This is a genomic window from Cellulomonas fimi ATCC 484 (assembly GCF_000212695.1).
Classification (GTDB): domain Bacteria; phylum Actinomycetota; class Actinomycetes; order Actinomycetales; family Cellulomonadaceae; genus Cellulomonas; species Cellulomonas fimi.
This window is the reverse complement of sequence record NC_015514.1, coordinates 2,376,935-2,397,041: the sequence shown is the minus strand read 5'-3', so window position 1 is coordinate 2,397,041 and position 20,107 is coordinate 2,376,935. Positions and strand designations below refer to the sequence as shown.

Below are 20,107 nucleotides of genomic sequence, written 5' to 3'. Positions count from 1 at the left end.
AGGTGCTCCCGTGGCACCGAGCGGAGACGCGTGCCGCGGCCGGCCCGTCGCCGCGGCACGCCGACGCCGGAATCGGCTTGCCGCGCCGGCCGGTGGGCGGTGAGGGTGGGCCGGTGACCGCCACCGACCTGCTCCCCATCGCCGTGCGCGCCGCCGCTCCGGCCCACGCCCCGCTGCCCGACCCCGCCCTCGGTCTGGCGTGGCGACCGCTCACCCGGTCCGACGCACCCGCGCTCGCCGAGCTCCTGAGCCGGACCGAGACGGCGGACGCGGTGCCGTACCGGACCGTTCTGGACGAGGTCGAGGAACGCCTCGACGCCGACTGGAAGGACCTCGCGCACAACTCGCTCGTCGGGCTCGACCCGCAGGGCGTCCCGCGCGCGTGGGTCGAGATCGACCAGCCCCCCGGCGACACGCGGACCGTGCGGGCGATGGTCGAGGGCGGTGTCGACCCGCAGTGGCGCGGGCGGGGGATCGGCCGGGCGGTCGTCGCGTGGTCGCACGCGCGGGCACGGCAGGTGCTCGCCGCCTCGGGCAAGGAGCTGCCGGCGCGCATCTCGACGTACCTGGCGGACCAGGTGGTCGACGGTGCGCGCCTCATGGCGCGCGCCGGCATGCGGCCCGCGCGGTACTACGCCGAGATGCGCCGCCCGCTCGACGCGCCGCTCCCCGACGCCCCGGCGCCGCAGGGGGTCCGGGTCGTCCCGTGGTCGGCCGAGCTCGACGAGGGCGCCCGGCTCGCGCACAACGCCGCCTTCGCCGACCACTGGGGCAGCGAGCCCCGCACGCCGCAGCAGTGGACGCACGGGCGCAGCATGTTCGCCCCGACGTGGAGCCTTCTGGCGCTCGACGACGACGACCGCGTCGTGGGGTACCTGCTGTCCGGGCGGTACGAGGCGGACTGGGAGGTCGTCGGCCACACCGCGGGGTACACCGAGCTGCTCGGCGTGGTGCGCGAGTGGCGCGGGCAGGGGCTCGCGTCGGCGCTGCTCGCCGCCGCGATGGCCGTGTACCGCGCGGACGGCATGCAGTTCGCGGAGCTCGGGGTGGACACGGCCAACCCGACGGGTGCGCACCGCCTGTACACGCAGCTGGGGTACGAGGTGTACGACAGCTCGACGATGTACGCGATCGACCTCTGACACGGACGGGGGAGGCGTCCGCGGGCGGCTCCCGCCGACGGCCCCTCGGCGGTTAGCATCGGCGCGGCCGGACGACGAGGTCCGGCGAGCGTCCCGGGCGCGCGGCACCCGGTCCGAGGAGGTGGCCGTGCACCGGTCGTTGTCCGCCCCAGCCCGTGCGTGGTGGGGCGGGTTCGTCGTCGTCGCGCTCGTCCTGCTGGTCGCGCTGGTCGTGGGCGCAGACCGCGTGGCGGACGTCGCGCAGTGGTGCGCGATGCCGGTGCTCGCCGCCGCGCTGCTCACCTCGACCCGGTGGCCGCGGGGCCGGCGGGTCACCTGGGCGCTGGTCGCGCTCGCCTGCTCGTGGCTCGGGGACACGCTGCCCGCGACGTCGCACGGCGACACCGCGTTCCTGCTCATGGTCGGCGGGTTCCTGCTCGCCCAGGTCGCCTACGCCGTCGCCTTCGCGCCCGACGTGCGCCGGTCGGTCGTGCACCGGCGTCCCGCGCTGCTCGTGCCGTACGGCGTCGCGCTGGTCGTCCTCGTCGGGCTCTGCGCACCGTCGGCGGGTGCGCTGCTCGTCCCCGTCGCCGTGTACGGGGGCGTCCTCGTCGCCATGGCCGTCCTGGCGACGGGGGTCAGCCGGCTCGCCGGCGCGGCGGGTGTCGTCTTCGTCGTGTCCGACGGGCTCATCGCGCTGGAGGCGTTCGTCCCCACCTGGCAGCTGCCCGGGCAGGACGTCGCGGTCATGACGACGTACCTCGTCGCACAGGCGCTGCTCGCGGTGGCGCTCGTCCGGCGCAACCGCGACGAGCGCCTGTCGCCGCCGCCGCCGGCGGTCGTCCGGTCGCCCGGCGCGCTGCCCGACAACGTGGTGGCGCTCGTCGTCTGACCCGCGCCGGCGCCTGGGCCGGGCACGCGTCGCACGACGCGGCGCGTGCCCGCGACCGGCGTGTGAGCCGACCGTCAGCCGACGGTGTGCACCGGCGCGGCCAGCGGGGTGCCCGAGCCGTCGCGGCGCGGGTCCGGCGTCGGCAGGTCGATCGGCTGCCCGCCCGACCCCGCCGCCCACGCGGGGCCGGCCCCGACCCAGGCGAGCAGGAGGGTGTCCTCGCCCTTGAGGAACCGGTGCGAGCGGACGCCGCCCGTCGCGCGGCCCTTGCCGGGGTAGGTCTCGAACGGGCTGACCTTCGCGTTGCCGGCCTGGGTCCCGGGCAGCGCGCTCGACGACCCCGAGACGGTGACGACCACCGCGTCGGCGACGGCGTCGGGCCGCACCGCCGCGAAGGCGACGACCCGCTGCCCGGCGGCGAGCTTGATCCCCGCCATGCCGCCCGCGGCGCGACCCTGGGGGCGCACGGCGGACGCGGGGAAGTGCAGCAGCGAGGAGTCGGAGCTCACGAGCACGAGCTCGTCGTCGTCCGCGACCGCGACGGCCCCGACGACGCTGTCGTCGTCCCGCAGCGCGATGACGACCCACTCGTCCCTGTTGCCCGGTGCGTCGCCGGGAGCGACGCGCTTCACGGTGCCCTGCGCGGTGGCCAGCGCGAGGGTCGGCGCGTCGTCCGCCAGCGACGCGAGCGCGACGACCCGCTCGCCGGGCTGCAGCGAGACGACCTCGCCGAGCGGTACGCCGCCGGACAGCGACGGGGGCCCGTCCGTGGGCGGCAGCGCGGGCAGGTCCAGCACCGACAGGCGCACCATGCGGCCGCGCGAGGTGACGGCACCGATGTCGGCGCGTGCCGTCGTCGCGACCGCCGACGCGAGGACGTCGTGCTTCGCCCGGCGCGCGTCGGCCGTCCGGCGCGGGGCGTCCCCGTCGGCGGTCCGGGCGAGCAGGCCCGTGCCGGACAGCAAGGCCCAGCACGGCGAGTCCTCGATCTCGAGCGGCGTCGCGGACGCGCGCGCCGCCGGGGCACCCGTGACCGACGAGCCCCCCGCCGACTCCAGCAGGATCGTGCGGCGCGGCGTGCCGTAGGTCGCGGCGACCTCCGCCATCTCGTCGGACACCAGGGTCCGCAGGCGGCGGTCGTCGGCGAGGATCGCCTCGAGCTCCGCGATCTCGGCGAGCAGCTGCTCCTTCTCGCGCTCGAGCTCGAGGCGGGAGAACTTGGTCAGGCGGCGCAGGCGCAGCTCGAGGATGTACTCGGCCTGCAGCTCGGACAGGTCGAACACGGTCTGCAGCCGCGTGCGGGCGCTCTCCGCGTCGTCCGACGTGCGGATGACCTGGATGACCTCGTCGATGTCGAGGATCGCGACCAGCAGGCCCTCGACGAGGTGCAGGCGTTCCTGGCGCTTGGTGAGGCGGTGCTGCGAGCGGCGGCGCACCACGGCGACGCGGTGGTCGACCCAGACCTGCAGCAGCTCGCGCAGGCCCAGGGTGCGCGGCTGGCCGTCGACGAGCGCGACGTTGTTGATCGAGAACGAGTCCTCGAGCGGCGTGTACCGGTAGAGCTGCTCGAGCACGGCCTCCGGGTGGAAGCCCGTCTTGACCTCGATGACGAGGCGCAGGCCGTGCTGGCGGTCGGTCAGGTCGACCGCGTCGGAGATGCCCGAGAGCTTCTTGCTCTGCACGCCCTCCTTGATCTTCTCGATGACCTTCTCGGGGCCGACCATGTACGGCAGCTCGGTGATGACGATGCCCTTGCGGCGCGGCGTCACGTTCTCGACGACCGCGGTCGCGCGCGTCTTGAACGCGCCGCGGCCCGTCCGGTAGGCGTCGCGCACGCCGTCGAGGCCGACGATCTTGCCGCCCGTCGGCAGGTCTGGGCCCGGCACGAACCGCATGAGCTCGTCGAGCGTCGCCTCCGGGTGCAGCACCAGGTGCCGCGCGGCCGCGACCACCTCGACGAGGTTGTGCGGCGCCATGTTGGTCGCCATGCCGACCGCGATGCCCGCGGCGCCGTTGACCAGCAGGTTCGGGATCGCGGCGGGCAGCACCTCGGGCTGGGTGAGCTTGTTGTCGTAGTTCGGGACGAAGTCGACGACGTCCTCGTCGAGGCCTGTCGTCATCGCGGTCGCCGACGGCGCAAGGCGGGCCTCGGTGTACCGCGGGGCGGCGGGCCCGTCGTCCAGCGAGCCGAAGTTGCCGTGCCCGTCGACGAGCGGCAGCCGCAGCGCGAACGACTGCGCGAGCCGGACCATCGCGTCGTAGATCGGCGCGTCGCCGTGGGGGTGCAGCTTGCCCATGACCTCGCCGACGACGCGCGCCGACTTCACGTACGGGCGGTCCGGACGCAGGCCCATGTCGGCCATCTGGAACAGGATGCGCCGCTGCACGGGCTTGAGGCCGTCGCGTGCGTCGGGCAGCGCGCGCGAGTAGATCACCGAGTACGCGTACTCGAGGAACGAGCCCTCCATCTCGGAGGCGACGTCGATGTCGACGATCTTCTCGACGAGGTCCTCGGGGGGTAGGTCGGGGGTCGCGGGGCGACGCGCCATGCGTTGGTGCTCCTCGGTCCGGTGGTGTGCGCCGACCATTGTCGCCCCTCGCGCGGGTCCCGACGGCCGCGGCGCGCGGACGAGCCCGGCGGCCGCGCGCACGGCGCTAGCCTGGCCCGCATGGCAGACGTCGACGAGGACGGCGCACCCGCCCGGGAGGCCCACGGCTACCCGGCCGCGTGGGAGGCCGACGTCGTCCTCGCCGACGGGTCGACCACGCACGTGCGCCCCATCCGCCCATCCGACGCCGGCGCGCTCCAGGCGTTCCACGTCGCGCAGTCGGAGCGGTCCACCTACCTGCGCTTCTTCGCGCACATGGAGCGGCTCCCGGAGCGCGAGCTGCACCGGCTGGTCACGGTCGACCACGTCGACCGGGTCGCGCTCGTGGCGGTCGCCGACGACCAGGACGGCGTCGAGCACATCATCGGCGTCGCGCGCTACGACCGGCTCGTCGGCGAGGCGCCCGAGGAGGCGGAGGTCGCGTTCAACGTGTCCGACGCGCACCAGGGCCGCGGCATCGGGTCGGTGCTGCTCGAGCACCTCGCCGCGGCTGCGCGCGAGCGGGGCGTCCGCCGCTTCGTCGCGGACGTCCTGCCGCAGAACGGCCGGATGATCGCGGTGTTCCGCGAGGCGGGGTACGCCGTGACGCAGCAGACCGAGGACGGCGTCGTCAGCGTCGGCTTCGACATCGACCCGACCGACCGGTCCCTGGCCGTCATGGCGGACCGCGAGCACCGCGCGGAGGCGCGGTCCGTGCAGGACCTGCTCGCGGCGCGCGACGTCCTGGTCGTCGGGCCGGGCCCGCAGGCGGCGGGCACGCTCGACGGGCGCCTGGCGGCACGCGTGACGGCCAACCTCGTCGCGGGCGGCGGCGTGCGGGTGCACGCGGTCGACGTCGACGTCGACCGCGCGCTGGGCGTCGACGTGCACGAGCGCCTCGCGCAGGTGCCCGGGCCCGTGCCGCTCGCGGTCGTCGCGGTGCCCGCGGCGCGCGCCGTGGACGTCGTGCGTGCGCTCGCCCCGCTCGGTGTGCGCGGCGTGGTGCTGCTCTCGACCGGGTTCGCGGAGACCGGCGAGGACGGGCTGGCGCGGCAGCGCGCCCTGCTGCGCACCGCGCACGCGGCAGGCATCCGGGTCGTCGGCCCGGCGTCGTTCGGCGTGCTCGCGTCCCTCGACGACGGGATGCTCAACGCGACGCTCGACGCCGACCCGCCGCCGCCCGGTCGCGTCGGCCTGTTCTGCCAGTCCGCGCCGCTCGCGGTCGCGCTGCTGCGGGCCGTGCAGCGCCGCGGGCTGGGGCTCGCGGAGTTCGTGTCCGCAGGGCACCGCGCCGACGTGTCGGGCAACGACCTCATGCAGTTCTGGGGCGAGGACGACGGCACCGACGTCGTCGGGCTGTACCTGGAGTCGATCGGCAACCCGCGCAAGTTCTCCCGCGTCGCGCGGCGCCTGGCGGCGGTCAAGCCCGTGGTCGTCGTGACCGCCGGGCGCTCCGGTCAGGTCGTGCCGCCCGGCCACGCGGTCCGGCCGACCCTCGCGCCGCCCCGCACGCTCGCGGAGGTCATGCGGCAGGCCGGCGTGATCCGCGTCGACAACACCCACCAGATGCTCGACGTCGTGCAGCTGCTCGCGCACCAGCCGCTGCCGTCCGGCCGGCGCGTGGCGATCCTCGCGTCGTCGGCGTCCGTCGCGGCGCTCGTCGCGGAGGCGGCGTCCGCGAGCGGCCTGGTGCTGTCCGGTCACGTCGCGCTGCTGGCGGAGGACGCGCCCGACGACGAGATCCGCGCGGTCGTGGACGCGGTCTACGGCGACCCGGAGACGGACGTCGTCGTCGTGGTGCGCATCCCGACGCTCGGCGCGGTGGGGGAGACGCTGCCGCGGGAGGTCGCGCTCGCCGCGGCCCGCACGGGCCGCACGACGGTCGCCTCGGTGCTGGGGCTGCACGGCGTCACCCCGGAGCTCACCGCGCACGACGACGCGGGGCGCGCGTGGACCGTGCCGGCGTACAGCACGCCCGAGGACGCCGCGCTCGCGCTCGGGCACGCGGCCCGCTACGCCCGCTGGCGCGCCGCGGACCGGGGCACGCCGCTGCACCCGTCGGGCGCCGACACGCGCGCGGCGCGCCGCCTGGTGACGGCGTGGCTCGCGGAGGCCGACGGGGAGGGCCGGGCCGCGGGCGTCGAGCTGGACCCGGGCCGCACCGCCGCCCTGCTCGCGGCGGTGGGGGTCGACGTGCTCCCGTCGTACCGCGTGCACGACGCCGACGAGGCGGTCGCCGTGGCGGACCGGATCGGGTGGCCCGTCGCGCTCAAGACGACGGTGCCCGCGCTGCGGCACCGCGCCGACCTGGGCGGCGTGCGGCTGGACGTCGCCGACGAGACGGAGCTGCGGGCCGACGTCGCGCAGGTCCTCGAGCTCGCGGCGGCGCACCACGGCGGCGACGGCGAGCCGCTGGAGGTCCAGGCGATGGCGCCGCACGGGTCGGCCTGCGTGATCCGGTCGAGCGAGGACCCGCTGTTCGGCCCGATCATCAGCTTCGGCCTCGCGGGCGACGCGTCGGACCTGCTCGGCGACGTGTCCTACGGCGTGCCGCCGCTGACGGACGTCGACGTCGCGGACCTCGTCCGCTCCGCGCGGGCCGCGCCGCGCCTGTTCGGCTACCGGGGCCTGCCGGCGCTCGACGTCGCGGCGCTCGAGGACGTCATCGCGCGCCTCGCGGTGCTCGCCGACGACCTGCCGGAGCTGCGGGCGCTCGAGCTCAACCCGGTCGTGGTGTCCGAGCGCGGCGCGGTGGTCCTCGGTGCTCGGGCGACGCTGGCGACCGCGAACCGCGCCGACGCGACCCGTCGCCTGCAGCGCACGTGAGCCTCGGGCGGCGCAGTCCCCGCCGGTCGGGGGAGGACGGCCGCACGCACGTGCGCGTCGGTGGGAAGATGGGGGCCGTGCCTGCAGTCTCTGACGACCTGCGCGACGACCTGCACCGCGCCGGCTACTACCCGGACCTCGTCGCTGACGTCCTCGACGTCGCGCTCGCCGACGAGCCCGTCCTCGCCCACCTCGTGCACCCCGAGACGACGTTCGACGCCTCCGAGGTGCGCCGTCACGTCACGGTCCTCGCGCTGACGCCGACGCGCCTCGTGGTCGCGCACGTCGACGACCAGGCCGCCGACTCCGAGAACCCGTCGCCCAGCGCGCAGGCGACCACCGAGGCCGTCCCGCTCGGCGAGCTCCGCTCGGTCGCCCTCACGCACGTGGTGCCACGCCCGCAGGAGCACCGGCCCGGCCGGCCCCCGGTCGAGCTCACGCTCGCGATCGGCTGGGGTGCCGTCTCGCGCGTCGACCTCGAGCCCGCGACGTGCGGCGACCCGCAGTGCGACGCCGACCACGGGCTCACCGGCACCCTCACGCCGGACGACGTGGTCGTGCGCGTGAGCGCCGCTGCCGAGGGCGAAGACTCGGTCCGGGCCGCGGCCGCGTTCGCGCGGCGCCTGTCCGCGGCGAGCGTGCGCGGACGATGACGGACGACGCGACGGGCGCGGGCGTCGCGCAGGTCGAGGCGCCCGCCGACGGCCTCGTCCTGCCGTGCGGCGGGCAGCCGTCGCTGACGTCGCTGCTGCCGGGGGTGGCCGGTGCGCTCGGCGCCCGCGAGCACGGCGAGGCGGCCCGTGCGCTGCTGGGCCTGCCGCGGGTCGAGCGCGCGTGCGTCGTCCTCGTCGACGGTCTCGGTCACCTCAACCTGTCGGAGCGGGCCGGGCACGCGCCGTTCCTGCGGGGGCTCGTGCGCGAGTCCGCCCCGCTCACGACGACGTTCCCGTCGACGACCGCGACCGCGCTCGGCAGCTTCGGCACGGGCCGCCCGCCCGGTGCGACGGCGATGCTCGGCTACACGGTGCGCGACCCCGCGAGCGGTCGGCTCGGCAACCTCGTGTCCTGGACGGACCTGCCGTCCGCGCGCGCGTGGCAGCCCGGCCCGACGGTCTTCGAGTCCCTCGTCGGCGAGGGCGTGCGCGTGACGAGCGTCGGCCCGGCGCGGTTCGCCGGCTCGGGACTGACGGAGGCCGCGCTGCGCGGTGCCTCCTACCGCGTGGCGGAGTCGCTCGGCGACCGGGTCGACGCGACCCTCGACTCCCTGCGCCGGCCCGGCCTGACCTACCTGTACTGGGGCGACGTGGACAAGGCGGGCCACCACCACGGCTGGGGGTCGCGGCAGTGGGGCGACGCGCTCGAGGCGCTCGACGCGGAGCTGTCCCGGCTGGCCCGGCGGCTGCCGCGCGGCACCCTGCTCGTCGTGACCGCGGACCACGGCATGGTCGACGTCGACCGGGCCGCGCGCTGGGACGTCGCGACCCACCCGGAGCTCCGGCGTGACGTGGCGCTCGTCGCGGGGGAGCCGCGCGCGTCGCACCTGCACCTGGACGACGGCGCCGACGCGGCCGCGGTGGCCGACCGGTGGCGGGCCGTGCTCGGCGACGCGGCGGTCGTCGCCACGCGTGACGACGCGGTCGCCCGCGGGTGGTTCGGCGACGTCGGCGACCACGCGGCGCGCGTGATCGGCGACGTGGTCGTCGCCATGACGGGCCGGGCGACGGTCGTGGACTCGGCGACCCAGACGCCCGCCTCGATGGACCTCGTGGGCGTGCACGGCTCGCTCACGCGGCACGAGATGCTCGTGCCCTTCCTCGTCGTGCTGGGAGGCGACTGACCGTGGCGGAGCTCGTCTTCTTCTCGGGCACGATGGACTGCGGCAAGTCCACGCTCGCGCTGCAGATGCACCACAACCACGCCGCGCGCGGCCGCGACGGCGTGCTGTTCACGCGCAACGACCGGGCCGGGGCGGCGACGATCTCCTCACGGCTCGGCCTCGTGCAGCAGGCGGCCGAGGTCGGCGACCGGACGGACTTCTGGTCCGAGGTCATCGAGCGCCGCACGCACGGGCGCCCGGTCGACTACCTCATCGGTGACGAGGCGCAGTTCTACACCGCCGCGCAGGTCGAGCAGCTCGCGCGCGTCGTCGACGAGCTCGAGGTCGACGTGTACGCGTTCGGCATCTCGACCGACTTCCGCGCCCGCCTGTTCCCGGGCTCGGCGCGGCTGGTCGAGCTCGCCGACCGGGTCGAGATCCTGCAGGTCAAGGCGCTGTGCTGGTGCGGTGCCCGCGCCACGCACAACGCGCGCACGGTCGGCGGCGTCATGGTCGTCGAGGGTGCGCAGGTGGTCGTGGGCGACGTCGAGGCCGGTGCCGACGAGGTCGGCTACGAGGTGCTGTGCCGCCGGCACCACATGCGCCGCATGACCGCCGCCACGGCGCGCGCGGCGTCCCCGACGGCCGCGACCCTGACGACGGCCGTGCAGGGCACGCTCGGCGTGCGCGCCTGACTACTCGGGCTTCGCGCCGAAGACGATCTCGTCCCAGCTCGGCACCTTCGCGCGGCCCTTGCGCGACCGTGGCCGCTCGGCCGCGGGCTCGTGCACGGGCTCGGCGGGGTCCGCCTGCTCGACCACGGGTTCCAGGGCCGGCTCGGGCACGACGTCCACGGACGCGCGCGCCGGAACGTGCTGCGGCCGGAGCACGACCGCCTCCGCCGCGGGGTCGGCGTCGAGCGGGTGCGCACCCGGCACGTCGTCGTCCGCGCGGCCGAAGTCGAAGGCGTGCGGCGGCCCGAAGCCCTCGAACTCCTCGTCGTCGCCCTCGAGGTCGAGGCTCTGCCGGACCCCGCGGCGCGTGCGCAGCTCGTCGAGGAGGTCGTGCGTCTGCTGCTGCGGGTCGGGCTCGGGCTCGGCGGGCTCCGCGCTCGCGGTCAGGTCGCCGTCGCGGAAGTCGAAGACCACGTCCCGCACGGCGGCGAGGTGGCGTCGCGCGACCGGCTCGTCGGGGAGCTCCGTCTCGGACAGCCAGCGGGCCTCGTCGTCGTCGGCGACGACCGTGCGCCGCGACGCGTCGAACGTCCAGCGCGCCTCCTGCGGCTGGTCGCCGACCGTGAAGCGGGCCAGCACGACCCACGGTCCGGACGCCTCCCGTGCGGAGTCCCACGCGAGCGAGGCCAGGTCCACGCCGCGCGCGGCCAGGCGGTCGGTCACGAGGTCGCCGAGCGTCGGCGCACCCGCGTCCCGGCCGACGCGCGTCGCGCGCGCCTGCTCGGCGACGTACTCGCGCTCGGCGAGCACGGGTCCCTCGTAGCGGCGCACGTGCTCCACGGGCAGCCCGGACGACTCCGCGACCTCCTGCGTCGTCGCACCCGCACGGATCCGTGCCTGGATCTCGCGCGGGCTCAGCGTCCCCGCGCTCTCGGCGCGCAGCTGCTCGAGCTGCGGCCGGTCCCTGCGCACGGCCGCGCGCAGCGGCTCGTCGATGCGCAGACGGAACCGTTCGCCCCCGGGTCCGACGAGGACGAGGTGCTCGCCGTCGTCGTGCAGACCCTCCAGCTCGAGCTCACCCATTCGACCTCCCGGTACCTCGGGAAGAGAGCCTGCCACCTCCGGGCGCCGGACGGGCGCATCCCGGTCGGTGAGCCGCGGCACGTCGTGGGCGGCGGGCGCGTCGCGCGGCGCGGCGGGGGAGGATGTCCTCCGTGGAGAACGCACCGGGCACGCCGCTGACCACCGCCGACGTCGAGACGCTCGTGGAGGTCGCCGAGCGGGCCGCCCGCGAGGCCGGCCGGCTCGTGCACGAGGGCCGCCCCGAGCGGGTCGCCGTGGCGGCCACGAAGACCAGCCCCGAGGACGTCGTCACCGCGATGGACCTCGCGTCGGAGGAGCTGCTGCGCCGGCGCCTCGCCGAGCTGCGGCCGCACGACGGGGTGCTCGGCGAGGAGGAGGGGTACGTCCCGGGGACGTCGGGCGTCACGTGGGTCGTGGATCCCATCGACGGCACGGTCAACTACCTGTACGGCAGGCCCGCGTACGCGGTCTCGGTCGCCGCGGTCGTCGGCCCCGCGGGCGCGCCGGACCCGGCGACGTGGACCGTCGTGGCGGGGTGCGTGCACGCGCCCGCCGACGGTCGGACGTTCCGCGCCGGGCGGGGGCTTGGCGCGACGCTGGACGGCCGCGCGCTGCAGATGGAGGAACCGCGTCCGCTTCCCGGTTGTCTGGTCGGTACCGGCTTCGGATACCGGGCCGAGCGACGCCGCGCGCAGGCACGTGTGCTCGCCGACCTGTTGCCCCGAGTACGTGATATCCGTCGCACCGGTTCGGCGGCCCTCGACCTGTGCAATCTGGCGGCCGGGCAGCTCGACCTCTACTACGAGCGAGGGCTGGGGGCGTGGGACCTCGCGGCGGGCCTGCTCGTCGCGCAGGAGGCGGGCGCGCTGGTCACCGGCCTGCGGGGCGCGGCACCCGGGACGGCCATGACGGTGGCCGGGTGGCCCGCCCGCGCGGCGGAGCTGGTGCGCCTCCTCGAGGACCTCGACGCCGACCAGGACGGGTGAAAACGCTCCCGCAAATGGCCTCCTCGAATGTGGGCACGTGTCCGTGTTCGCACTCGGGTCGGATGTGGTGCACAATCCTCCGCGCGTGGGAACAAAAAACCGCACCGGTGCATTGATCCCGCGTACGCGAATCCCACTGACGACGGAGTGTGACGCCACTCATGGCTACCGACTACGACGCCCCGCGCAAGACCGAGGAGGACCTGAGCGAGGACTCGCTCCAGGAGCTCCAGGCCCGGCGCTCCGACAAGAACTCGGGCGTGGTGGACGAGGACGAGACCGAGGCCGCGGAAGGCTTCGAGCTCCCGGGAGCGGACCTGTCCGGCGAAGAGCTCTCCGTCCGGGTGCTTCCCCGGCAGGCGGACGAGTTCACGTGCTCCCGCTGCTTCCTGGTGCACCACCGCAGCCAGCTCGCCTACGAGCGCGACGGGGCACCGGTGTGCTCCGAGTGCGCCGCCTGAGCCTGGTCTGACGAGACGACGGCCGGCCCCCTGCCCGCGGGCGGGAGGCCGGCCGACGTGCGTCAGCGGACGGTCGCGCCGGCCCGGATCGCCTGCGCGAGCTCGTGCGGCCGGCGGGTCGACACCAACCAGTAGGGCGTCGGGTCCTGCGGGTCGAGCAGCTCGACGCGGACCGCCGAGCGGATCCACCCGCGCAGGCACACGTGCGCCCGGGCGTCGAGGTCCGGTCCGAGCTCGCGGCGCAGCGCGTCGGCGTCGAGCTCGGTCACCGTGCCCAGCAGGGACAGGGGGATCCGGGCGGACCCGGCCCGCAGCGACCCGTCCGCGACGCGGACCGTCGGCGTGAGCGCGACCGTCACCGCCAGGCCCGCCCCGAGCGCCACGAGTCCCACGACCGCCGCCAGCGTCGCGTCGACCGGCAGCAGCACGACGCCCAGCATCAGGGTGAACACGACGAGCAGGACCCACCCCCACGGGCCGGGCCACAGGCGCTCGGACCAGCTCGACGCGGGCAGGACGGCCGGCGGGACGGCGGAGTCGGGCATGCCTCCAGCATCCCACCCGCCCGGGGTAGGGTCGGGCCCCGTGACCGCCGAACCCGTCGAGGTGCTCCTGCTCCGGCTCGACCCCGACCTGCCTGCCCCGGCGTACGCCCACCCGGGGGACGCCGGCGCCGACCTCGTCACGCGCGTCGACGTCGTCGTCCCGCCCCAGGGCCGCGTCACCGTCCCGACGGGCGTCGCGATCGCGCTCCCGGACGGCTACGCCGCGTTCGTGCACCCGCGCTCCGGGCTCGCCGCGCGGCACGGGCTGACGATCGTCAACGCGCCCGGCACGGTCGACGCCGGGTACCGGGGCGAGATCGCGGTGACGCTGCTCAACACCGACGTCGAGCACCCCGTCGAGCTGCACCGGGGGGACCGGGTCGCGCAGCTCGTGGTCCAGCGCGTCGAGCGCGCGCGGTTCGTCGAGGTCGCGACGCTGCCCGGCTCGCACCGGGGCGACGGCGGGTTCGGCTCCAGCGGCGGCTGGAAGGCGGCGCGCGAGGGCTGACGCCCGGCGACGCCGGCGACTAGGTCGCCGATCCGACGCAGGACTACTGTCGACAGGTACGGCGCGCACGGGCGCGTCGAGAGGGAGTGTGTCGTGGCTCTGTTCCGACGCGGCGGCAAGGACAGCGCCGCCGACGACGTCGTCGACGTCGAGGTCGCACCGCAGGAGGCCGCCGCGGCCTCCCCGTCCGCGGGCTCCTCGCGCAGCACCGGGCCGTGGGACGCCGAGGAGGTCACCGACGACATCCCGCGCGTGGACCTCGGCGCGATCCGCCTGCCCGGCCTGCCCGGCATGGAGCTGCGGATGGAGATCGACAAGTCGACCAACGTCGTGTCGGCGGCGTCCGTCCTGCTCGACGGGTCGTCGCTGCAGGTGCAGGCGTTCGCGGCGCCCCGCACGGAGGGCATCTGGGACGAGATCCGCGGCGAGATCGCGGAGTCGGTCACCGCGCAGGGCGGGTCCGTCGACGAGGTGCCCGGGCCGTTCGGCCGCGAGCTGCTCGCCCGGCTGCCCGTCCGCACGCCCGAGGGGCGCAGCGGCCACCGGCCCGCGCGCTTCATCGGCACCGACGGCCCGCGCTGGTTCCTGCGCGGCGTCATCACGGGCAAGGGTGCCGTCGAGCCGGCCGCGGCCGAGGCGCTCGAGCAGCTCTACGCGCGCATCGTCGTCGTGCGCGGCACCGAGGCCCGCCCGCCGCGCGACCTGCTCGCGCTGCGCCTGCCCGGACCCGCCCAGGCGCCCGCCGCCGCCCCTGCGCAGGAGACGCCGTCGTTCGACCCGCTGACCCGCGGACCGGAGATCACGGAGATCCGATGAGCATCAAGGAGCGGATGCGCAAGGTCGTCGCGTCCCAGGCGGAGATCGAGGCCGACGAGGAGCGCGCCGACGCGCTGCGGTCCGTCGGCTGCACGCCCGTCGAGAGCCTGGCGAACCGGTCGCGTGCGAGCGTGTCCGGCGTCATCCGGTCGGTCGTGCTGCGGCCCCGCGAGGGCGTGCCCGCGCTCGAGGCCGAGCTGTACGACGGCAGCGGGACGCTGGACCTCGTCTGGCTCGGTCGCCGCGAGATCGCCGGGATCGCGCCCGGACGTCGTCTGCGCATCGAGGGTCTCGTGTGCCTCGTCGACGGGCGCCGCACCGTGTTCAACCCCAAGTACGAGCTGCGGCCTCGTCCGGGGGAGTGACGTGACGGACGAGCCGCGGCGCGCGCCGCACCCCGAGCGACCCCTGGAAGCGATCGACGAGCTGGTCCCGCCCGAGGAGGGCGGCGCGCGCGGCATGCGGGCGATCGCGGCGGAGGAGTTCTCGGCGCTCGACGCGGTCGGCGGCGTGCGCGGGATCGTCGAGTCGATCGCGCCCGGCCTGCTCTTCGTCGTGGTCTACCTGGTCGCGGGGCAGCAGCTCGTGCCGGCGCTCGTCGCCGCGTCCGCGGCCGCACTGGTCGCGGTCGTCGCGCGGCTCGTCCAGCGCACGCCCGTCACGCAGGCGCTGTCCGGGGTCCTGGGCGTCGGGATCGGCGTGTTCTGGGCGTGGCGCACCGGCCAGGCGGAGGACTACTTCGCCTACGGGCTGTGGACAAACGTCGCGTACCTGGTCGGCACGCTCGCGTCGATCGTCGTCGGCTGGCCGGTCGTCGGCCTGCTCGTCGGGATGTTCGACAAGGACGGGCCCATCACCGGAGGGTCGTGGAGCGTCGTGACGGCGTGGCGCTCCGACCCGGCGCTGCGCCGCGTCTACGCGCTCGCCACGTGGCCGTGGGTCGCCGTGTTCGCACTGCGCCTCGCCGTGCAGGTGCCGCTGTACCTGTCCTCGGAGGTCGCGTGGCTGGGCACCGCCAAGCTCGTGATGGGCGTGCCGCTGTTCGCGGTCGCGCTGTGGGTCAGCTGGCTGACCGTCCGCGGGTCAGCAGCGTCTCGAGCGCCTTCTCGTCCGCGTCACGACCCGTGACGAACAGCAGCTCGTCGAGACCCTCGAGGGTGTCGTCCGGGCTGGGGGCGATCGGGCGCGCGTCGCGCACGATGCAGGCCAGGACCGTGTCGGCCGGCCAGTCGATCTGACCGACGCGCACGCCCGCGAGCGGGGAGCCCTCGGGCAGCGTGATCTCGAGGATGTCGGCGCGCGACTGGTGGAAGGTGAAGATCCGCACGAGGTCGCCGACCGTGACGGCCTCCTCGACCATGGCGGTCATGATGCGCGGCGTCGAGACGGCGACGTCCACGCCCCACGCCTCGTCGAACATCCACTCGTTCTTCGGGTTGTTCACGCGTGCGACGGTGCGCGGCACGCCGAACTCCGTCTTCGCGAGCAGCGAGATCACGAGGTTGGCCTTGTCGTCGCCCGTGGCGGCCACCACGACGTCGCACTCGTCGGCGCGCACCTCGCGCAGCGTGGGCAGCTCGCACGCGTCCGCGAGCAGCCAGTCCGCGTCGGCGACCTGCGCCACCCGCATGGCGGACGGCTGGCGGTCGATGAGCGTGACCTCGTGGTCGTGCCCGAGCAGCTCGCGGGCGATCGAGCGGCCGACCGAGCCGGCGCCGGCGATGACGACCCTCACTCGGTCACCACCGGTGCGTGCGTGAGGGTCCGCTCGACGAAGGCCGCGTCGTCGGCCCGGAACAGCGCGTGCACGATGTCGTTCTCCTGCAGGACGGTGTCGGACGTCGGCAGGACGCCGTCGCCGTAGCGGGTGAGGAAGGCGACGCGGACGCCCGCGGCCTCCTCGAGGGCGCGCAGGGGCTTGCCGAACCAGCCGGCGTGCACGTCGACCTGCGCGAGCTGGATCTGGCCCGAGGAGTCGCGGTACTCGTCCGTCGCGCCCATGGGCAGCAGGCGGCGCAGCACCTGGTGCGCGGTCCACCGCACGGTGGCGACGGTCGGGATGCCGAGGCGCTGGTAGATCTCGGCGCGGTGCGGGTCGTAGATCCGGGCGACGACGTTCTCGATCCCGAACGTCTCGCGCACGACGCGCGCCGCGAGGATGTTCGAGTTGTCGCCGTCGGACACCGCGGCGAACCCGAACGCGTCCTCGATGCCGGCCTGCGTCAGGGTGTCCCGGTCGAAGCCCATGCCGGTCACCTTGTTGCCGCCGAAGTCGGCGTCGAGCCGACGGAAGGCGTCGGCGTTCTGGTCGATGACGGCCACCGAGTGGCCGTGGCTCTCGAGGGACTGGGCGAGCGAGGCCCCGACCCGTCCGCAGCCCATGATCACGAAGTGCACAGGGCGTCACGCTATACCTGCCCGGGGCCTCGTGTGACGCGCCACGGGCGGCCCGGGACCTCCGAGTGGTGCCGCTCCCCGATCGCAGGCCTACGATCGACTCTCGTGTCGGACCTCGCGGATGCCGCCAAGCGACTCGTTCTCGGACGTCCCGTCCGGAGCGACCGGCTCGGCCACACGCTCCTGCCCAAGCGGATCGCCCTGCCGGTGTTCGCCTCGGACGCTCTGTCGTCCGTCGCGTACGCCCCCGACGAGATCCTCCTGACCCTGTCGCTCGCGGGTCTGTCGGCCCTCGTCATCTCGCCGTGGGTCGGCATCGCGGTCGTCGTCGTGATGATCACGGTCGTCGCCTCGTACCGGCAGAACGTGCACGCGTACCCCTCGGGCGGCGGTGGCTACGAGGTGGCGAACGTCAACCTCGGGCCGAACGCCGGGGTCACCGTGGCGAGCGCGCTGCTCGTCGACTACGTGCTCACGGTCGCCGTCTCGATCTCGTCGGGCGCGCAGTACGCGGCGACCGCCTTCCCGCCGCTGCGTGGCCACGAGGCCGCCTTCGCGATCGGGCTGGTCGTCCTGCTGACGGTGGCGAACCTGCGCGGGGTCAAGGAGTCGGGCCGCGCGTTCGCGGTCCCCGTGTACCTGTTCATGTTCGCGATCGGCTCGCTCGCGGTGGTCGGCGCCATCCGCTACTTCGCGGGCACGCTCCCGCTGTCCGAGAGCGCGGGCTTCGACGTCGCGGCCGAGGCGGGCTTCGACCAGGGGCTCACCGGCCTCGCCGGGTTCTTCCTCATCCTGCGCGCCTTCGCGTCGGGCTGTGCCGCCCTCACCGGCGTCGAGGCCATCAGCAACGGCGTGCCGGCGTTCAAGAAGCCGAAGTCGCGCAACGCGGCCACGACGCTCGCGCTGCTCGGTGGACTGTCGATCACGATGATCATGGGCATCCTGCTGCTCGCGCAGGCCACGCAGGTGCGCTTCGCGGAGGAGCCCGCGACGCAGCTCCTCGAGAACGGCGTGCCCGTCGGCGAGGACTACGTGCAGCACCCCGTGATCAGCCAGCTCGCCGACTCGGTGTTCCAGGGCGTGCCGGTGATGTTCGTCCTGGTGTCCGTCGTCACCGGTCTGATCCTGGTGCTCGCCGCCAACACGGCGTTCAACGGGTTCCCGGTGCTCGGCTCGATCCTCGCGCGCGACGGGTACCTGCCGCGCCAGCTGCACACGCGCGGCGACCGGCTCGCGTTCTCCAACGGCATCGTCACGCTCGCGGCCGCGGCCGTCGCGCTCATCTGGGCGTTCGACGCCGAGGTCACGCGGCTCATCCAGCTGTACATCGTCGGCGTCTTCGTGTCGTTCACCATCAGCCAGACGGGCATGGTGCGGCACTGGACGCGCGCGCTGCGCACCGAGCCGAACCCAGCGGCGCGGGCCCGGATGAAGCGCTCGCGGGTGATCAACACGATCGGCCTGGCGATGACGGCGACGGTGCTCGTCATCGTGCTCATCACGAAGTTCACGCACGGCGCGTGGATCGCGATCCTCGCGATGGTCGCCGTCTTCGTGCTCATGAAGGGCATCAGCCGGCACTACCAGCACGTGCGCGCCGAGCTCGCGCTCGGCGACGACGCCGAGGCCGCCCGTGCGCTGCCGAGCCGCGTGCACGCGATCGTGCTCGTCTCGCACCTGCACCGTCCGACGATGCGTGCGCTCGCGTACGCCCGCGCGTCGCGCCCGCAGCTGCTCGAGGCCGTCACCGTCGGCGTGGACCCGGAGGACGTCGACCGCCTGCGCGAGCAGTGGGAGGCGCTCAACCTGCCCGTGCCGCTGCGCGTGCTCGACTCGCCGTTCCGTGAGATCACCCGTCCGGTGCTCACCTACGTGCGCTCGATCCGCCGCGAGAGCCCGCGCGACCTCGTGGTCGTCTACATCCCGGAGTACGTCGTGGGCCACTGGTGGGAGCAGCTGCTGCACAACCAGAGCGCCCTGCGCCTCAAGGGACGCCTGCTGTTCACGCCGGGCGTCGTCGTCGCCTCGGTGCCGTGGCAGCTCGCGTCGTCGGAGGGGCAGACGGGCCTCGAGGAGCCGGTCCGGGGTACCGTGCCGCGTGGTTACTGAGCCCCCCGCGACGCCTCCTGCCCCTGCCGACCGTCCCGACCCGGACGCCCTCGTCGAGCTCGAGGTGGGTCCGGTGGCGCACGGCGGGCACTGCGTCGCGCGGCACGAGGGCCGTGTCGTGTTCGTGCGGCACACCCTGCCCGGCGAGCGTGTGCGGGCGCGGCTGACCGACGCGGGGGAGAGTGCCTCGTTCTGGCGTGCCGACGCCGTCGAGGTCCTCGAGGCGTCGCCCGACCGGGTCGCGTCGGCGTGGCCCGAGGCCGGCGCCGGTGGCGTCGGCGGCGGCGAGCTCGCGCACGTCGCCCTGCCCGCGCAGCGCCGGTGGAAGGAGGCGGTGCTCGCCGAGCAGCTCCGGCGGCTCGCACGCGACGAGCGTGCCGTCACGGTGCACGCCGCGCCCGGCGACGACGACCGGGGAGGCCTGCACTGGCGCACCCGGATCGACCTGGTCGCGGACGCCCGGGGCCGCGCGGGGATGCGCGGTCACCGCTCGCACGACGTGCGGGCGCTCGACGCGATGCCCCTGGCGACCGAGGCGATCGAGGCGCTGGGGCTCTTCGAGCGCCGCTGGTCCGGGGGTGCGCGGATCGAGGCCGTCGCGCCCGCCGCCGGCGACACCCCGCTCGTGCTCCAGGACGGCGCCCCGTTCGACCTGGGCCGCGGACGCACCGACAAGCGCCCGAACGCGCGCACGTCGGTGCGCGAGGAGGTGCGACGCGGCGACGTGACGTACACCTACCGGGTCGCCGCGGCCGGGTTCTGGCAGGTGCACCGCGAGGCGCCCGGGCTGCTGGTGGGTGCCGTGCTCGACGCGCTGGGCGACGTGGACGGAGCGGTCGTGCTCGACCTGTACGCGGGCGCGGGGCTCTTCACGCTGCCGCTCGCGGACGCGGTCGGCGACGGCGAGGTCGTGTCCGTGGAGGGCGACGCGCGCGCGGTGCGCGACGCCCGGCGCAACGTGCACGACCGCCCGAACGTCGAGCTGCACGCCGGTGACGTGGCGCGTGTGCTGACGGGCCGGCAGGACGCCGACTCGGACGTCGTGCACGCCGACGCCGTCGTGCTCGACCCGCCCCGCACGGGCGCCGGCCGGCGCGTGGTCGACGCGGTCGCTGCGCTGCGGCCCGAGCGGGTCGTCTACGTGGCGTGCGACCCCGCGGCGCTGGCCCGGGACGTCGCGCTGCTGGGCGAGGCGGGGTACGCGCTGGACGACGTGCAGGGGTACGACCTGTTCCCGCACACGCACCACCTGGAGGCGGTCGCGGTCTTCACCCGCTGACCGCCT

19 protein-coding genes are annotated in these 20,107 nt (G+C 75.2%); 14 read left to right on the top strand and 5 right to left on the bottom strand.

What is annotated here, in order from left to right:
- Positions 1-113 precede the first annotated feature (113 nt).
- Together CELF_RS10910 and CELF_RS10905 are read left to right on the top strand one after the other, a co-directional pair.
- Entirely contained in the window at positions 114-1,142 is a 1,029-nt protein-coding gene (locus tag CELF_RS10910) for a GNAT family N-acetyltransferase (protein ID WP_013771313.1), read from the top strand.
- A gap of 127 nt (positions 1,143-1,269) precedes the next feature.
- Complete coding sequence (locus CELF_RS10905; RefSeq protein WP_013771312.1) at positions 1,270-2,013, top strand: lysoplasmalogenase; 744 nt, start codon at positions 1,270-1,272, stop codon at positions 2,011-2,013.
- A 74-nt stretch (positions 2,014-2,087) separates the two neighbouring features.
- Here CELF_RS10905 and CELF_RS10900 read toward each other — a convergent pair whose 3' ends face one another.
- A complete protein-coding gene (locus tag CELF_RS10900) occupies positions 2,088-4,562 on the bottom strand; it encodes a DNA gyrase/topoisomerase IV subunit A (protein WP_013771311.1) in 2,475 nt (824 codons plus the stop codon).
- 120 nt (positions 4,563-4,682) lie between these two features.
- On the opposite strand from CELF_RS10900, the gene CELF_RS10895 reads away from it, so the two are divergent.
- From CELF_RS10895 to CELF_RS10880, 4 genes are all read left to right on the top strand, one after another.
- Entirely contained in the window at positions 4,683-7,427 is a 2,745-nt protein-coding gene (locus CELF_RS10895) for a bifunctional acetate--CoA ligase family protein/GNAT family N-acetyltransferase (RefSeq protein ID WP_013771310.1), read from the top strand.
- 68 nt (positions 7,428-7,495) lie between these two features.
- Positions 7,496-8,080, top strand: coding sequence for a DUF5998 family protein (locus CELF_RS10890; RefSeq protein ID WP_013771309.1), 585 nt, complete (start codon positions 7,496-7,498; stop codon positions 8,078-8,080).
- Positions 8,077-9,264, top strand: coding sequence for an alkaline phosphatase family protein (locus CELF_RS10885; protein ID WP_013771308.1), 1,188 nt, complete (start codon positions 8,077-8,079; stop codon positions 9,262-9,264). The genes CELF_RS10890 and CELF_RS10885 overlap by 4 nt, the downstream gene beginning before the upstream one ends.
- 2 nt (positions 9,265-9,266) lie before the next feature.
- The gene (locus CELF_RS10880) at positions 9,267-9,938 is read left to right on the top strand and encodes a thymidine kinase (RefSeq protein WP_013771307.1); all 672 of its coding nucleotides are present in this window, start codon (positions 9,267-9,269) and stop codon (positions 9,936-9,938) included.
- Here CELF_RS10880 and sepH read toward each other — a convergent pair whose 3' ends face one another.
- A complete protein-coding gene (gene sepH, locus CELF_RS10875) occupies positions 9,939-11,000 on the bottom strand; it encodes a septation protein SepH (protein WP_013771306.1) in 1,062 nt (353 codons plus the stop codon). It lies immediately after the preceding gene.
- A gap of 122 nt (positions 11,001-11,122) precedes the next feature.
- Between sepH and CELF_RS10870 the strand changes: the two genes are divergently transcribed.
- Positions 11,123-11,986, top strand: a complete 864-nt coding sequence (locus tag CELF_RS10870) for an inositol monophosphatase family protein (protein WP_049791451.1) — start codon at positions 11,123-11,125, stop codon at positions 11,984-11,986.
- Positions 11,987-12,147: 161 nt separating this feature from the next.
- Positions 12,148-12,447: a DUF4193 domain-containing protein gene (locus tag CELF_RS10865; RefSeq protein ID WP_013771304.1), complete on the top strand. Its 300-nt coding sequence runs from the start codon at positions 12,148-12,150 to the stop codon at positions 12,445-12,447.
- Positions 12,448-12,509: 62 nt separating this feature from the next.
- Here the strand turns inward: CELF_RS10865 and CELF_RS10860 are convergent, their stop codons facing one another.
- On the bottom strand, positions 12,510-12,992 hold the full coding sequence (locus CELF_RS10860) for a DUF3093 domain-containing protein (RefSeq protein ID WP_013771303.1): 483 nt from the start codon (positions 12,990-12,992) through the stop codon (positions 12,510-12,512).
- On the opposite strand from CELF_RS10860, the gene dut reads away from it, so the two are divergent.
- The 4 genes from dut to CELF_RS10840 all read left to right on the top strand — a co-directional run bounded on the left by dut (position 12,991) and on the right by CELF_RS10840 (position 15,444).
- Positions 12,991-13,500 carry a dUTP diphosphatase gene (dut, locus tag CELF_RS10855; protein WP_049791450.1) on the top strand — a complete coding sequence of 170 codons (510 nt, stop codon included), beginning with the start codon at positions 12,991-12,993 and terminating at the stop codon, positions 13,498-13,500. The genes CELF_RS10860 and dut overlap by 2 nt on opposite strands.
- 93 nt (positions 13,501-13,593) lie before the next feature.
- The gene (locus tag CELF_RS10850) at positions 13,594-14,316 is read left to right on the top strand and encodes a DUF3710 domain-containing protein (protein WP_013771301.1); all 723 of its coding nucleotides are present in this window, start codon (positions 13,594-13,596) and stop codon (positions 14,314-14,316) included.
- Positions 14,313-14,681, top strand: coding sequence for an OB-fold nucleic acid binding domain-containing protein (locus CELF_RS10845; protein WP_013771300.1), 369 nt, complete (start codon positions 14,313-14,315; stop codon positions 14,679-14,681). Before CELF_RS10850 ends, CELF_RS10845 begins: the two co-directional genes overlap by 4 nt.
- Before the next feature lies 1 nt (position 14,682).
- Entirely contained in the window at positions 14,683-15,444 is a 762-nt protein-coding gene (locus CELF_RS10840) for a DUF3159 domain-containing protein (RefSeq protein WP_013771299.1), read from the top strand.
- Here the strand turns inward: CELF_RS10840 and CELF_RS10835 are convergent.
- Together CELF_RS10835 and CELF_RS10830 are read right to left on the bottom strand one after the other, a co-directional pair.
- The gene (locus tag CELF_RS10835) at positions 15,377-16,051 is read right to left on the bottom strand and encodes a potassium channel family protein (RefSeq protein WP_013771298.1); all 675 of its coding nucleotides are present in this window, start codon (positions 16,049-16,051) and stop codon (positions 15,377-15,379) included. The two genes, CELF_RS10840 and CELF_RS10835, sit on opposite strands and share 68 nt — an antisense overlap.
- Positions 16,048-16,698 carry a potassium channel family protein gene (locus CELF_RS10830; RefSeq protein WP_013771297.1) on the bottom strand — a complete coding sequence of 217 codons (651 nt, stop codon included), beginning with the start codon at positions 16,696-16,698 and terminating at the stop codon, positions 16,048-16,050. The genes CELF_RS10835 and CELF_RS10830 overlap by 4 nt, the downstream gene beginning before the upstream one ends.
- A gap of 120 nt (positions 16,699-16,818) precedes the next feature.
- Between CELF_RS10830 and CELF_RS10825 the strand changes: the two genes are divergently transcribed.
- Positions 16,819-18,822 (top strand): APC family permease, encoded by a 2,004-nt coding sequence (locus tag CELF_RS10825; protein ID WP_013771296.1) that lies wholly within the window; start codon positions 16,819-16,821, stop codon positions 18,820-18,822.
- Complete coding sequence (locus CELF_RS10820) at positions 18,812-20,101, top strand: class I SAM-dependent RNA methyltransferase (protein WP_013771295.1); 1,290 nt, start codon at positions 18,812-18,814, stop codon at positions 20,099-20,101. The genes CELF_RS10825 and CELF_RS10820 overlap by 11 nt, the downstream gene beginning before the upstream one ends.
- The last annotated feature ends 6 nt before the right edge of the window (positions 20,102-20,107 follow it).